General features: G+C 51.1%; 13 protein-coding genes and 2 tRNA genes. 1 reads left to right on the top strand and 14 read right to left on the bottom strand.

Annotated features, from left to right (window positions below; genetic code table 11):
• Positions 1-3 precede the first annotated feature (3 nt).
• The 13 genes from ACO0U8_RS18995 to secG form a co-directional block, all read right to left on the bottom strand.
• On the bottom strand, positions 4-1,938 hold the full coding sequence (locus tag ACO0U8_RS18995) for a DEAD/DEAH family ATP-dependent RNA helicase (protein ID WP_122096272.1): 1,935 nt from the start codon (positions 1,936-1,938) through the stop codon (positions 4-6).
• Positions 1,928-2,002, bottom strand: a complete 75-nt coding sequence (gene yrbN, locus ACO0U8_RS18990) for a protein YrbN (RefSeq protein ID WP_223499600.1) — start codon at positions 2,000-2,002, stop codon at positions 1,928-1,930. Before yrbN ends, ACO0U8_RS18995 begins: the two co-directional genes overlap by 11 nt.
• A 121-nt stretch (positions 2,003-2,123) precedes the next feature.
• On the bottom strand, positions 2,124-3,008 hold the full coding sequence (gene nlpI / locus ACO0U8_RS18985; protein WP_056782429.1) for a lipoprotein NlpI: 885 nt from the start codon (positions 3,006-3,008) through the stop codon (positions 2,124-2,126).
• Between the two features lie 129 nt (positions 3,009-3,137).
• Complete coding sequence (gene pnp / locus ACO0U8_RS18980; protein ID WP_056782430.1) at positions 3,138-5,261, bottom strand: polyribonucleotide nucleotidyltransferase; 2,124 nt, start codon at positions 5,259-5,261, stop codon at positions 3,138-3,140.
• Positions 5,262-5,534: 273 nt separating this feature from the next.
• On the bottom strand, positions 5,535-5,804 hold the full coding sequence (gene rpsO / locus ACO0U8_RS18975; protein ID WP_056782431.1) for a 30S ribosomal protein S15: 270 nt from the start codon (positions 5,802-5,804) through the stop codon (positions 5,535-5,537).
• Between the two features lie 123 nt (positions 5,805-5,927).
• The gene (truB, locus tag ACO0U8_RS18970; protein WP_056782432.1) at positions 5,928-6,872 is read right to left on the bottom strand and encodes a tRNA pseudouridine(55) synthase TruB; all 945 of its coding nucleotides are present in this window, start codon (positions 6,870-6,872) and stop codon (positions 5,928-5,930) included.
• A complete protein-coding gene (gene rbfA / locus ACO0U8_RS18965; RefSeq protein ID WP_056782433.1) occupies positions 6,872-7,285 on the bottom strand; it encodes a 30S ribosome-binding factor RbfA in 414 nt (137 codons plus the stop codon). Before rbfA ends, truB begins: the two co-directional genes overlap by 1 nt.
• A gap of 75 nt (positions 7,286-7,360) precedes the next feature.
• Positions 7,361-10,054: a translation initiation factor IF-2 gene (gene infB, locus ACO0U8_RS18960; protein ID WP_056782434.1), complete on the bottom strand. Its 2,694-nt coding sequence runs from the start codon at positions 10,052-10,054 to the stop codon at positions 7,361-7,363.
• Between the two features lie 24 nt (positions 10,055-10,078).
• Complete coding sequence (nusA, locus tag ACO0U8_RS18955) at positions 10,079-11,587, bottom strand: transcription termination factor NusA (RefSeq protein WP_056782435.1); 1,509 nt, start codon at positions 11,585-11,587, stop codon at positions 10,079-10,081.
• A 23-nt stretch (positions 11,588-11,610) separates the two neighbouring features.
• Entirely contained in the window at positions 11,611-12,063 is a 453-nt protein-coding gene (rimP, locus tag ACO0U8_RS18950) for a ribosome maturation factor RimP (RefSeq protein ID WP_056782522.1), read from the bottom strand.
• A 228-nt stretch (positions 12,064-12,291) separates the two neighbouring features.
• Positions 12,292-12,368, bottom strand: a tRNA-Met gene (locus tag ACO0U8_RS18945).
• A gap of 59 nt (positions 12,369-12,427) precedes the next feature.
• Positions 12,428-12,514, bottom strand: a tRNA-Leu gene (locus ACO0U8_RS18940).
• An 86-nt stretch (positions 12,515-12,600) separates the two neighbouring features.
• Positions 12,601-12,936 (bottom strand): preprotein translocase subunit SecG, encoded by a 336-nt coding sequence (gene secG / locus ACO0U8_RS18935; RefSeq protein ID WP_056782436.1) that lies wholly within the window; start codon positions 12,934-12,936, stop codon positions 12,601-12,603.
• 87 nt (positions 12,937-13,023) lie between these two features.
• Between secG and ACO0U8_RS18930 the strand changes: the two genes are divergently transcribed.
• Positions 13,024-13,206, top strand: coding sequence for a hypothetical protein (locus ACO0U8_RS18930; RefSeq protein ID WP_421671417.1), 183 nt, complete (start codon positions 13,024-13,026; stop codon positions 13,204-13,206).
• Here the strand turns inward: ACO0U8_RS18930 and glmM are convergent.
• On the bottom strand, positions 13,196-14,536 hold the full coding sequence (glmM, locus tag ACO0U8_RS18925; RefSeq protein ID WP_390973355.1) for a phosphoglucosamine mutase: 1,341 nt from the start codon (positions 14,534-14,536) through the stop codon (positions 13,196-13,198). The genes ACO0U8_RS18930 and glmM overlap by 11 nt on opposite strands.
• Positions 14,537-14,538: the final 2 nt, after the last annotated feature.

The following is a 14,538-nucleotide window of genomic DNA, read 5'->3' as shown; positions in this document are numbered from 1 at the left end:
AAATTATGCGTCAGTCGTGCGACGTGGTGCGCGGCTTGGCGGACGACGTTCGCCTGCAGCAGAAGAACCTTCACGACGATCGCCGCTGAAAGAACGTGGAGCGCCGTTACCACGACGTTCGCCACCTGCACCCGCAGGACGGTCACCGTTGAAAGGACGCGGAGCACCGTTACCACGACGCTCACCACCTGCACCTGCTGGACGTTCGCGACGCGCAGCCTGTGGCTGAGCATCACCCAGCAACTGCATGTTCATCGGTTTGTTCAGGATACGAGTACGGGTGAAATGAGACAGAATCTCGCCCGGCATACCTTTCGGCAGTTCGATAGTAGAGTGCGTACCGAACAGCTTGATGTTACCGATGTAACGGCTGCTGATGTCGCCTTCGTTAGCGATCGCGCCAACGATGTGACGAACTTCAACACCATCATCACGACCCACTTCGATGCGATACAGTTCCATTTCGCCAGCGTCACGACGCTCACGACGTGGGCTGTCGCCATCACGTGCAGGACGGTCGTTACTGCGAGCCGGACGGTCACGACGATCGCCACGGTCACCGCGATCGCCACGTTCTTCAAATTCACGACGCGGTGGACGGCTTTTGAAGATTGGGTCAGCAGCAACGATCAGAGGACGTTCGCCCTGTGCCATTTTCAGCAGTGCAGCAGCCAGCGTTTCGATGTCCAGCTCTTCTGCAGGTTGCAGTTTAGCCAGCAATGCACGGTACTGATCCAGATCGCTGCTTTCCAGTTGTTGCTGAACTTTTGCTGCGAACTTAGCAAGACGACGCTCGCCCAGGACATCAGCAGTAGGAATTTCAACTTCTGGAATGGTCAGCTTCATGGTGCGTTCAATGTTACGCAACAGGCGACGTTCACGGTTTTCGACGAACAGTAATGCGCGACCAGCACGGCCTGCACGACCGGTACGACCGATACGGTGAACGTAAGACTCAGAGTCCATCGGGATGTCATAGTTAACAACCAGGCTGATACGTTCTACATCCAGACCACGTGCTGCCACGTCGGTTGCGATAAGAATGTCCAGACGGCCATCTTTCAGACGCTCCAGGGTTTGCTCACGCAGCGCCTGGTTCATGTCGCCGTTCAGTGCAGCGCTGCTGTAGCCGCTACGTTCCAGAGCTTCGGCCACTTCAAGGGTCGCGCTCTTAGTACGAACGAAGATGATGGCTGCATCAAAGTCTTCTGCTTCCAGGAAACGCACCAGTGCTTCGTTTTTACGCAGGCCGTGCACAGTCCAGTAGCTCTGGCTGATGTCCGGACGGGTAGTCACGCTTGACTGGATACGCACTTCCTGTGGATCTTTCATGAAGCGACGCGTAATGCGACGAATCGCTTCTGGCATGGTTGCAGAGAACAATGCGGTCTGATGTTCAGCCGGGATCTGCGCCATGATAGTTTCAACGTCTTCGATGAAGCCCATACGCAGCATTTCATCAGCTTCGTCCAGCACCAGACCGCTCAGGTTAGAGAGGTTCAGGGTGCCGCGTTTCAGGTGGTCCAGCAGGCGGCCCGGGGTACCCACAACAACTTGTGGACCTTGACGCAGTGCGCGCAGCTGAACGTCATAGCGCTGGCCGCCGTAAAGGGCAACCACATTCACGCCATGCATATGTTTAGAGAAATCGGTCATTGCTTCAGCAACCTGAACCGCCAGTTCGCGGGTCGGAGCCAGAACAAGAATTTGTGGTGCTTTCAGTGAAGCATCAATGTTGTGCAGCAAAGGTAAAGAGAATGCAGCAGTTTTACCGGAACCGGTCTGCGCCATACCCAGAACGTCGCGGCCACTCAGCAGGTGAGGAATACACTCAGCCTGGATTGGTGAAGGTTTTTCGTAGCCCAAATCAGTCAGGGCAGAAATGATCGGAGCAGACAGCCCCAGGTCAGCAAAAGAGGTTTCAAGCTCAGTAGTCATGTACACGTGCCTCATTAATAATGGCAGCCAGTCTACATAACTCGTCGAGAAAATTTTCAGTCATTTTCATTGAAAAGTGTGAACCGGCTCAAATTAGATTATAAAACGAACAAAGCAACCCTCGCCCGTTAAGGCGCTTAAAAATGGTAAAAACCATGATTAATCAGGCTGATTGGTGTCGTCAGCTATTGCTGGTCCGATTCTGATAGGTCGTCTTGCTCTTGGCCCAAAAGCGCCAATTCCAACAATGCATAGCGGTGCTCAACAAAGTTGTGAACGTTGTTAGCTACCGTCAGTTTGAACAGTGCCGCAGCGCTGTTCTTGTCCCCCAGACTTAGGTAGTGCTTACCTAAATAGAAGTCAGTTTCACTGAGATGCTCAGCGAGCGAAGTGTTATCCGTTGCTTCTGCCTTGAGACGTTCCATCAGCGTAGATTCGCTGATTTTGCCCAGGTAGAATTCGACGATATTCCATCCCCATTGCCCTCTGTCCGCTTTGTCATAACGCTGTTGAAGCGCTACGTCGGCATCCTTTGGATTGATTTCTCGCTCCGCAAGATAAAGCCATAATGAACGGAAGGGATCATTTGGATCGTCTCGATAAAACGCCTGCAGATCATCCTGCGCTAACGAGAATCGGCCACCGTAATACAGGGCGATACCTCGGTTCAAACGCGCGTAGTTGTAAGTTGGATCAAGCTCTAGTACAGAATCAAACGCTTCATAGGCAGCATCGAAATTGCCTGCCTGCGTTAGGTAAATCCCCAGGTAGTTAAAAACTTCTGGCATATCAGGACGAACAGACAGCGCTTGTGAAAAATCATTACGCGCCAGTGCTCTTAGCCCGAGACTATCATACAGCACACCGCGCTCATATAATAGCTGTGCTCTCTCATCATCGGTTAATGACCGGCTGGCAAGAATTTGTTCCATGCGTGCCAGGATGACTTCCTGCTGCAACGTTGGCTGCAAAGGAATCGCCAGAACTTCATTTTTACGCCAATCATGGTTGCTGCATCCTGCCAACATAAGTGCTGTCGCAACATAACACCAGCGCAAGAAAGGCTTCATTTCTACTCCCGGAGACAAACATTGGATAGACGTCCTGTCATCCGCTTGCTTAACACAAACGCGTCCTACGCTCGTGATACGAACAGCTCCTCTCCGGATGGAAAGGAGCTGTAAAACTTCTGTTACAGATTATTCTGCGTCAGGTTGCTTAGTTGTATCGTCCTGAGTCGGTGCAGTGGCTTCTTTGATGCTCAAACGCACACGGCCCTGACGGTCAACTTCCAGTACCTTAACCGGTACTTCCTGACCCATTTGCAGGTAATCAGTCACTTTCTCTACACGCTTGTCAGCGATTTGAGAAATGTGAACCAGACCTTCTTTACCGCCGCCGATGGCAACAAACGCACCAAAGTCTACGATACGGGTCACTTTACCCTGATAGATACGGTCAACTTCGATTTCTGCGGTGATCTCTTCGATACGACGGATAGCGTATTTTGCTTTCTCGCCGTCGGTTGCTGCGATCTTCACAGTACCGTCATCTTCGATTTCAATGGTTGTACCCGTTTCTTCAGTCAGGGCACGGATCACAGAACCACCTTTACCGATCACGTCCTTGATTTTGTCCGGGCTGATCTTGATGGTGTGGATACGTGGAGCAAACTGAGAGATATCGCCGCGCGGAGTGCTGATAGCCTGTTCCATTACGCCCAGAATGTGCAGACGCGCACCCTTAGCCTGGTTCAGAGCCACCTGCATGATTTCGCGGGTGATACCTTCGATTTTGATGTCCATCTGCAGCGCGGTGATACCATCGCGGCTACCGGCCACTTTGAAGTCCATGTCGCCCAGGTGATCTTCGTCACCCAGAATGTCAGACAGAACAACAAAGCTTTCGCCTTCTTTAACCAGACCCATTGCAATACCTGCAACAGCGGCTTTGATCGGCACACCTGCATCCATCAGGGCCAGAGATGCACCACAAACAGAAGCCATAGAAGATGAACCGTTAGATTCAGTAATTTCAGACACGACACGTACGGTGTACGGGAAGTCTTCTGGTTTTGGCATCATCGCCAGCACGCCGCGTTTCGCCAGGCGGCCGTGACCAATTTCACGACGTTTTGGTGAACCCACCATCCCGGTCTCACCAACGGAGTACGGAGGGAAGTTGTAGTGGAACAGGAAGCTGTCAGACTTCTCGCCCATCAGTTCATCCAGGTTTTGCGCGTCACGGGCAGTACCCAGAGTGGCAGTAACCAGTGCCTGAGTTTCGCCACGCGTAAACAGCGCTGAACCGTGAGTACGTGGCAGAACGCCAGTACGAACGTCCAGACCGCGGATCATGTCTTTTTCGCGACCATCGATACGTGGCTCGCCACGCAGAACACGGCTACGCACCACATTCTTCTCAATGCTACCCAGCAGGTCAGAAATTTCGCCAGCGTCCAGCGCTTCATCTTCTGCTTGCAGGGTCTGAACCACTTCCGCTTTGATGACGTTGATCTGAGCGTAACGGTCTTGTTTATCAGTGATCAGGTAAGCATCACCTAAACGAGATTCTGCCAGCGCTGCAACGCGAGCGTGCAGCTCTGCGTTAACCACTTCTGGCTGCCAATCCCATTTCGCTTTACCGACTTCAGCAACCAGAGAGTTGATGTTATCGATAACGATTTGTTGTTGCTCGTGGCCGAACACCACAGCGCCCAGCATCTGGTCTTCGCTCAGAACGTCAGCTTCAGACTCAACCATCAGAACCGCGCCTTTAGTACCGGCAACGACCAGGTCAAGACTACTGGTTTTCAATTCATCTGCGGTTGGGTTCAGAACGTACTGATCGTTGATGTAACCCACGCGTGCTGAACCGATTGGGCCGCTGAAAGGAATACCAGACAGGCTCAGGGCAGCAGACGCACCGATCATCGCAACGATGTCAGGGTTTACTTGCGGGTTCAGGGAAACCACGGTCGCGATAACCTGAACTTCATTCAGGAAACCTTCCGGGAACAGTGGGCGAATTGGACGGTCGATCAGACGTGAAGTCAGTGTTTCGCCTTCGCTTGGACGGCCTTCACGACGGAAGAAGCTACCCGGGATACGACCAGCAGCATAAGTACGCTCCTGGTAGTTAACCGTCAGTGGGAAGAAACTCTGACCTGGTTTGGCTTTTTTCTGGCCAACAACGGTAACGAATACCGCGGTGTCGTCCATGCTAACCATCACGGCTGCAGTCGCCTGACGCGCCATCATGCCGGTTTCCAGCGTAACGGTGTGCTGGCCGTATTGGAATTTACGAATAGTCGGATTAAGCAATGTAATGTCCTTAATTGTGGCACGCAGCTGTTATGACAGCAGTTCACGCCGATAGATATCCGAGCTTCTCACTACATTCTCGCGACTAATGACAATCCTTATTGACCTGACAATGTGGCAATAAAGTCTCTCATTAGCCGCGCGAAAACATCTGTAACGGAAGTTCATGTTCTTAGAAAAACAGCAGAAACAACAGCCATACAGTACCCTGATTTGGTGTTGCTTCCTAGAATAAAGGGGCCTATTGGCCCCTTTACACTGAAACTCGCTTGATTAGCGACGCAGACCCAGACGTTCGATCAGGCTGGTGTAACGCGCTACATCTTTACCCTTCAGGTAGTCCAGCAGTTTACGACGCTGAGAAACCATACGCAGCAGACCACGACGGCTGTGGTGATCTTTTTTGTGCTCTGCAAAGTGACCTTGCAGATGGTTAATTTGAGCAGTCAGCAGAGCAACCTGAACTTCGGTAGAACCACTGTCGTTAGTGCCGCGACCAAAGTCGGAAACGATTTGAGCTTTAGCTTCAACGCTTAGAGACATAATTATACTCCAAAATATTATAGATAGTTTAAACGGGTGCCGATCTCTAATTCAGCTACCCAATGCATAAGCTGCGCTATTCTACCCTTTGCTATATATGATCGCAAGGTGGGCAAAAAGCGCTTATTCGGCGTATTCGACGACTAAACGACGTGGCGCAATGCGGCCATCATCGTCAATTTCACCAATGCCGATAAACTTATGTTCTTCACCTTCCGTAATGCGAACCATGCCGCTCGTCGGTGCGCCCGATGCCTGAACAGGTTGACCCTGTTTAACGTATCCGGCCACCACAGGCAGCAAATTCACTTCCGGGAAGTCTTCGCATGCGCTGTCCATAGGCAGCAACAACGGATCCAACAGCAAGCGTGGCTCGATGCCCTGCTCTTCTGCCTGAGCAATCAACTCATGGAGTTTTTCCATTGTGACCATGCGCTCAAGGGGATACGTAGCCACCTGCAAACGACGCAAATAAGTGACGTGTGCGCCACAACCCAATTTTTCACCTAAATCATCCACAATAGTGCGAATGTAAGTGCCTTTTGAGCAATGGATTTCCAGTTCAACCTCAACGCCTTCCCAGCGGATAAACTTCAGTTCATACACCGTAATACTGCGAGATTGACGGGGAACTTCGATACCCTGGCGTGCGTATTCATACAGCTTCTTGCCTTCGTATTTTAAAGCAGAATACATAGAAGGAATTTGCTGGGTTTCCCCGCGGAAGCTATCGAGTGCGTCGTCGAGTTGCTGCGGCGTAAAGGTTATTTCACGTTCGGAAACGATCTCACCTTCAGCGTCAGACGTATCAGTGCGTTGGCCGAGGCGGGCAATGACCCGATAACGCTTGTCAGAATCCAGCAGAAAACGTGAGAACTTGGTCGCTTCACCTAAACACAATGGCAGCATGCCAGTTGCCAGAGGGTCGAGCGCACCGGTATGTCCTGCGCGGTTCGCGTTGTAAAGGCGTTTCACCTTTTGCAGGGCATCGTTGGAAGACAAGCCGTAAGATTTGTCCAGTAGCAGAACGCCGTGAATATCACGGCCGCGGCGACGTGGGCGGCTCATTATGCTTCCTCGTCGTCGCCTGCAGCTGAACGACGTTCAGCATCATTCTTCACGACGTTAGTCACCAGGTTAGACATACGCATGCCTTCAACCAGGGAGTTATCGTAAGCAAAGGTCAGTTCCGGAACAACACGCAAACGCATCGCTTTACCGATCAGGGTACGAATGAAACCTGATGCATCCTGTAAGGCTCTGATGCCGTTTTTCACACGATCGGGATCGTGATTATCGGTGGTCAACACATCGAGGAAGGTGACGAACACTTTGGCATAAGCCAGGTCACGTGACACTTCTACGCCGGACACGGTGGCCATGCCAACGCGTGGATCTTTGACTTCGCGCTGTAAAATAATCGCGATTTCTTTTTGCATCTCCTGAGAGACACGCTGAGTACGGCTAAATTCTTTTGCCATGATTCTTTCTCCACTTGCTCCAGACAAATAAGGGGGCGCAAGGCCCCCATCTGGATATCAGCTACTTCGCAAACGTTAAGCGATAGTACGTTTGATCTCGATGATTTCGAAGACTTCGATCACATCACCAGTACGCACATCGTTGTAGTTCTTAACGCCGATACCACATTCCATGCCGTTACGAACTTCAGCAACGTCATCTTTGAAGCGACGCAGGGATTCCAGCTCGCCTTCGTAGATCACCACGTTGTCACGCAGTACACGGATTGGGTTGTTACGTTTGATCATACCCTCAGTAACCATACAACCTGCAATTGCACCAAATTTCGGTGACTTGAACACGTCACGAACTTCAGCCAGGCCGATGATTTGCTGTTTGTACTCTGGCGCCAACATACCGCTCATCGCCTGTTTGACTTCATCAATCAGGTTATAGATGACGGAGTAGTAACGCAGATCCAGGCTTTCGCTTTCTACGACGCGACGGGCAGAAGCATCCGCACGCACGTTGAAGCCCAGGATGATCGCACGGGAAGCGGCTGCCAGCGTTGCATCAGTCTCGGTAATACCACCGACACCCATACCTACGATTTTGACTTTCACTTCGTCGGTTGACAAGTTCTGCAGTGCATCGGAAATCGCTTCGCAAGAACCCTGTACGTCAGATTTCAGAACGATGTTCAGTTCAGAAACTTCACCTTCGGTCATGTTCGCAAACATGTTTTCCAGTTTAGATTTCTGCTGACGAGCCAGTTTCACTTCGCGGAATTTACCCTGACGATACAGAGCAACTTCACGAGCTTTCTTCTCATCACGAACAACAGTCACTTCATCACCCGCAGCCGGAACGCTGGACAGACCCAACACTTCGACAGGAATAGAAGGACCTGCAGACAGAATGTCACGTCCCAGTTCATCACGCATCGCACGAACACGGCCGTATTCGAAGCCGCACAGAATGATATCGCCTTTATTCAGCGTACCTTCCTGAACCAGAACTGTTGCTACCGGGCCGCGACCTTTGTCCAGGAAGGACTCGATCACAACACCACTTGCCATACCGGTACGTACCGCTTTCAGTTCCAATACTTCAGCTTGCAGCAAGATGGCTTGCAACAGATCGTCGATACCCGTACCGACTTTCGCAGAAACATGGATGAACTGAGATTCACCGCCCCACTCTTCCGGCATAACGCCGTACTGAGAAAGCTCGGTGCGAACGCGATCTGGATCAGCATCTGGCTTATCAATTTTGTTCACTGCAACCACGATTGGCACGCCAGCCGCTTTCGCATGCTGAACTGCTTCAATGGTCTGTGGCATCACGCCATCATCGGCTGAAACAACCAGAACCACGATGTCAGTTGCCTTGGCACCACGTGCACGCATTGAAGTAAACGCGGCGTGTCCCGGAGTATCCAGGAAGGTGATCATGCCGTTTTCTGTTTCAACGTGATAAGCACCGATGTGCTGAGTAATACCACCGGCTTCGCCCGCAGCAACTTTCGTTGAGCGAATGTAGTCAAGCAGGGAGGTTTTACCGTGGTCAACGTGACCCATGATGGTCACAACCGGAGCACGTGGCTCAGCGGCAGCTGAAGCGCCGGTATCACGGTCGCTCATCAGCGCTTCTTCCAGTTCGTTCTCACGACGCAGGATAACTTTATGGCCCATTTCTTCAGCAACCAGTTGAGCAGTTTCCTGATCAATAACCTGGTTGATAGTAGCCATCGCACCCAGTTTCATCATCGTTTTGATGACCTGAGAGCCTTTAACTGCCATTTTGTTCGCCAGCTCAGCAACGGTAATGGTTTCACCCACAACAACGTCACGATTCACAGCAGCGACAGGCTTGTTGAAGCTCTGTTGCAGTGTGCTTGGCTTACGCTTGCCTTTACCATTACGGCCAACGGCACGTGCTTCTTCGCGATCCGCTTTAGATTCAGACAGTTTATTGCCTTTCTTCTGCTTGGTCGCTTTGCCACCGCGGGTACGACTACGACGTTCGCCTTCAACTTTGGCGTCATTTTCGTCTTCAGCTGCACGGGCGTGGGTAGAAGTGGTGACATGATAGTCAGCAGATTCTGATTCGCTTGGCGCGACAGTTTCAGTCCAGACACCTGAGTCAGCCATTTTGCGGGCTTCCTCTGCGATGCGCTTGGCGTTTTCTTCAAGCTTACGCTGGGCTTCTTCTTCCGTTTTGCGTTTCAGCTCTGCGGCTTCAGCTTCACGGCGTGCTTTCTCTGCCTGAGCTGGTTTGGTTACTTCGTCAGTATGTTGATTCGTCACTTTATCTTTTTCCGCTGCATCACGCTTAGCTTTATCAGCGGCCTCACGTTTAGCTTGCTCTTCGGCGGCGCGTTTGGCTTTTTCCTGAGCTTCGCGCTGGGCTTGCTCTGCTGCTGCACGCTGTGCCTGTTCTTCCGCGTCACGCTTCGCCTGCTCTTCCGCTTCGGCCTGGGCAAGTTCTGCTTCGGTCATATCACGTTTAACATAAGTGCGTTTCTTGCGGACTTCGATTTGCACCGATTTACTCGTCCCGCCGGTGCTCGGAATATTCAGTGTACTACGCGTTTTGCGTTGTAACGTCAGTTTGTTTGTCGCACCAGCGTTTCCGCCATTCAGATGCGCCAACAATGTTTCTTTTTCCTGCTGGGTCACAGAGTCAGATTCGGACTTCGAGATCCCTGCATCAGCAAATTGCTGTACCAGGCGATCTACCGGGGTCTGAATCTCTGCCGCCAGCGATTTTACAGTTACATCTGTCATGCTGTTCCTTCCTGCTACAGTTTATTACGCGTTGTCGCCAAACCAGCAGATATTGCGCGCGGCCATGATAAGTTCACCAGCCTGCTCGTCAGTAAGACCTTCAATATCAGCCAGATCGTCGACACCCTGCTCGGCAAGATCTTCCAGCGTACAAACGCCTTGTGCAGCCAGTTTAAACGCCATGCTACGTTCCAGACCCGCCAGGTTCAGCAGATCGTCAGCAGGCTTGTTGTCACCGAGACTTTCTTCCTGGGCTAAAGCCAACGTCGTCAGCGCTTCTTTCGCACGTTCGCGAAGCGCATTCACGGTGTCTTCATCCAGGCCGTCGATTTCAAGCAGTTCGTTCACTGGCACATAAGCCAGTTCTTCGAGAGTAGAGAAACCTTCTTCTACCAGAACCGTGGCGAAATCTTCATCAATGGCCAGGTATTTAGTAAAGGTTTCAATCGCAGCGTGTGCCTCAGCCTGATGTTTGGCCTGAAGGTCGTCTGCTGTCATCACGTTCAGTTCCCATCTGTCATCACCACGATGTTGTTTCAACAGCTGGGAAGCCAAACGTACGTTCTGACCATTACGGCCAATCGCCTGTGCCAGGTTGCTGGCTTCAACGGCGATATCCATGGTGCATTTATCTTCATCAACCACGATGGAGGCAACATCTGCCGGAGCCATAGCGTTGATAACGAATTGCGCAGGATTGTCATCCCAAAGGATGATATCGATACGTTCGCCGCCCAGTTCACTGGAAACGGCCTGAACGCGTGCACCGCGCATACCGACACAAGCACCGACAGGATCGATGCGTTTGTCGTTGGTTTTCACTGCGATTTTTGCACGGGAGCCAGGATCGCGGGCTGCCGCTTTAATTTCGATCAGCTCTTCACCGATTTCTGGCACTTCAATGCGGAACAGTTCGATCAGCATTTCGTTGCGCGAACGGCTGACAAACAGCTGTGCGCCACGTGCTTCAGGACGAACATCATACAGAACGCCACGAATACGGTCGCCAGAGCGGAAGTTTTCACGCGGAAGCATATCTTCACGCAGGATCACAGCTTCAGCATTGCTGCCTAAATCCAGGGCGATGCTGTCGCGGTTAACTTTTTTCACGACGCCAGTGACGATTTCGCCCTGCTGTTCACGGAACTGCTCAACAACCATCGCGCGTTCAGCTTCGCGTACTTTCTGTACGATAACTTGTTTTGCGGTTTGGGTGGTGATGCGGTCGAATGTGACTGACTCGATTTGATCTTCGATGTAACCGCCGAGTTCGATAGACGGTTCTTCATACTGTGCTGCTTCGAGGGTGATTTCACGCGTTGGCTGAGTCACTTCGTCGACTGCAACCCAACGACGGAAGGTATCGAAGTCACCTGTTTTACGGTCAATGCTGACGCGGACTTCGATTTCCTGCTCGTATTTTTTCTTGGTCGCTGTTGATAATGCAATTTCCAGCGCTTCAAAAATCTTCTCGCGCGGGAGGGATTTTTCATTAGAAACTGCTTCTACAACAGCCAGAATCTCTTTGTTCATCCTAGTTGCCTCTTCCAAACTCTTTAAAAGTGGGGTACCAGGTTCGCTTTCTGGATGTTGCTCAGTGCGAACACTTCGTCTTTCCCTTCCACAGTCACCGTGATCATTTCGCCTTCGACAGCTTTGATGATGCCCTGCCATTTGCGACGATTCTGGACCGCCATACGCAGTACCATGCTGACTTCGTCACCGATAAAACGTTGATAATGCTCAGCGGTGAACATAGGACGATCAAGGCCTGGAGAGGAAACTTCCAGGTTATAGGCGACGGTGACTGGATCTTCAACGTCCAGCACAGCGCTCACCTGGTGGCTGACATCAGCACAATCATCAACATTGATCCCGGCGTCACTATCAATATAGATGCGCAACGTCGATTGGCGAGCCCGAACGAACTCGATGCCCACCAGCTCAAAGCCAAGTGCCTCGACTGGTGCTGTAATCAGCTCTGTTAATTTTTGTTCTAATGTGGACAAGCCCACCCCCAAGACATAAAAAAAGGGCTAAATAGCCCAGTGATTCTGTTGCCAAATAACAAAAAACCCCGATAAATCGGGGCTTTATGCAACTGGACCCTATTTGCCGCATAGCGGCTTCGGTACAACTTTCGAAGTGTTATTTTCAAATTGAAGCTTTCAAATGGGAACTGCAGAACATCACAGGAAGATACTGAAAGTCTATTTGAAATAAACACTTAGGGAAAGTGGTTGCGGGGGCCGGATTTGAACCGACGACCTTCGGGTTATGAGCCCGACGAGCTACCAGGCTGCTCCACCCCGCGTCCGAAAACGTGGCAAATACTACGCCGATAATCGCTAAAAAGCAAATTATCACAAAGATTGGTACCGAGGACGGGACTTGAACCCGTAAGCCCATTCGGGCACTACCACCTCAAGGTAGCGTGTCTACCAATTCCACCACCTCGGCACTCTTTTTTTTCACAATCGCTTGTACTGTCCAAGTTCAAGCCACTGTTTAAAACTTTTCACTTCTTTAGGTAAGAAGGTTACTGCTTAGTGAGGAACATCACTGTTCGGCGCTGCTGGAGCTGCCGGTGCAGTTGTCTGCTCAGTTTGCGCTGGCTGACTTAAGTTTTCCCACTCACTGCCTTTTTGGCCTTTATTGGTGCTCATGTTCCCAAGAATCAAACTAATGATAAAGAACAAAGCGGCCAACACGCCGGTCATACGGGTCATGAAGTTACCGGAACCACTCGAACCGAACAATGTGCCTGAAGCACCTGCTCCGAAAGAGGCTCCCATATCAGCGCCTTTACCTTGTTGCAGCATAACCAAAGCCACAAGGCCGATTGCTACGATAAGGAAAATCACCAGAAGAGCGTCGTACATAGTAGTACCTGTATCCTCGCGGGTTCACCGCATGCCAATTGCTTCTCACCAATTTAGCAGGCCATTTAAGGACCCACTGAAGCGGGTGTGAATACTAACCAAAGCCGTATGGCCGCGCAAGAGCAATTTGCAATGGAATGTTCGTTTGCGGAAAAAAACGGCAAATTCATCCAAAAAACCTTAATCAGGTATTATCTGCGCCGTTATCTGATGAGGAGACAACGGCGCAGAGCAGAAAAATTCGCCATTTCTTATCGGGTTACGGCTTGACCGCTTTCACTGCATCGGCAATGCGATTGGCTAATTTTTCTACCAGCGCCGCATCTTCACCTTCCACCATGACACGCAACAAAGGTTCTGTGCCTGATTTACGCAATAAAACGCGGCCACGGCCTGCAAGTTGCTTTTCAACTTCAGCGGTTACCTGCTTCACTTCATCAGATTCCAGCGGATCATGTTCGCCAGCGAATCGCACATTAATCAGAATTTGGGGCAATAATTTCATACCGCTGCACAAATCATGAAGAGTCATGTGGTTACGGACCATTGCGGTGAGTACTTGCAAACCTGCAACAATACCGTCTCCTGTGGTCGTTTTGTCCAGCAAGATGATATGACCGGAGTTTTCAGCACCAATACGCCAGCCTTTTTCCTGCATTTTTTCCAGAACGTAGCGGTCGCCGACTTTCGCACGTGTGAAAGGAATGCCGAGCTGCTTGAGCGCAAGTTCGAGGCCCATATTACTCATCAGCGTGCCTACCGCACCGCCTTTAAGTTGCCCCTGACGTAGACCTTCACGCGCGATGATATAAAGAATCTGGTCGCCATCAACTTTGTTACCTTCGTGGTCAACCATGATCAGACGATCGCCGTCACCATCAAATGCCAAACCGACGTCAGCTTTTTCTGCCAGAACGCGCTGTTGCAACTGACGAACGTCCGTTGCGCCGCACTCTTCGTTAATATTCATGCCGTCTGGCTCACAGCCGATAGCGATGACTTTCGCGCCCAGCTCGCGCAGGACACTTGGCGCAATGTGATAAGTTGCACCGTTAGCACAATCGACCACAATTTTCAGACCGTTAAGGCTGAGTTCGCTCGGGAAAGTCCCTTTGCAAAATTCGATGTAACGACCTGCCGCATCCACTATACGACTGGCTTTGCCTAACTCTGCCGATTCAACGCAGGTCAGCGGTTTTTCCAGTTCGGCTTCGATGGCTTCTTCCACGTCATCTGGCAGCTTTGTCCCATCGATGGTGAAAAATTTGATGCCGTTATCGTAATAAGGATTGTGGGAAGCAGAAATCACGATCCCAGCTTCTGCACGGAAAGTACGCGTCAGATACGCCACCGCAGGGGTGGGCATCGGTCCGGTAAAGGATGCCGATAAGCCCGCAGCCGCCAGCCCTGCTTCAAGAGCAGATTCCAGCATATAGCCCGAGATGCGTGTGTCTTTACCAATAATCACTTTACGAGAGCCGTGGCGCGCTAAAACTTTTCCCGCTGCCCAGCCGAGTTTGAGAACGAAATCTGGCGTGATTGGGTTATCACCTACTTTTCCGCGAATGCCATCGGTGCCAAAGTATTTACGGTTGCTCATAG

Source organism: Rahnella sp. EDr1-12, assembly GCF_049206505.1.
GTDB classification, from domain to species: domain Bacteria; phylum Pseudomonadota; class Gammaproteobacteria; order Enterobacterales; family Enterobacteriaceae; genus Rahnella; species Rahnella rivi.
This window is presented reverse-complemented; position numbering and strand designations above follow the sequence as displayed.

What these genes read in the sequence shown, in the direction of transcription:
- ACO0U8_RS18995 (WP_122096272.1), bottom strand. Translation starts at nt 1,938, where the DNA reads ATGACTACTGAGCTTGAAACCTCTTTTGCTGACCTGGGGCTGTCTGCT.
- nlpI (WP_056782429.1), bottom strand. Translation starts at nt 3,008, where the DNA reads ATGAAGCCTTTCTTGCGCTGGTGTTATGTTGCGACAGCACTTATGTTG.
- rpsO (WP_056782431.1), bottom strand. Translation starts at nt 5,804, where the DNA reads ATGTCTCTAAGCGTTGAAGCTAAAGCTCAAATCGTTTCCGACTTTGGT.
- truB (WP_056782432.1), bottom strand. Translation starts at nt 6,872, where the DNA reads ATGAGCCGCCCACGTCGCCGCGGCCGTGATATTCACGGCGTTCTGCTA.
- rbfA (WP_056782433.1), bottom strand. Translation starts at nt 7,285, where the DNA reads ATGGCAAAAGAATTTAGCCGTACTCAGCGTGTCTCTCAGGAGATGCAA.
- infB (WP_056782434.1), bottom strand. Translation starts at nt 10,054, where the DNA reads ATGACAGATGTAACTGTAAAATCGCTGGCGGCAGAGATTCAGACCCCG.
- nusA (WP_056782435.1), bottom strand. Translation starts at nt 11,587, where the DNA reads ATGAACAAAGAGATTCTGGCTGTTGTAGAAGCAGTTTCTAATGAAAAA.
- secG (WP_056782436.1), bottom strand. Translation starts at nt 12,936, where the DNA reads ATGTACGACGCTCTTCTGGTGATTTTCCTTATCGTAGCAATCGGCCTT.
- glmM (WP_390973355.1), bottom strand. Translation starts at nt 14,536, where the DNA reads ATGAGCAACCGTAAATACTTTGGCACCGATGGCATTCGCGGAAAAGTA.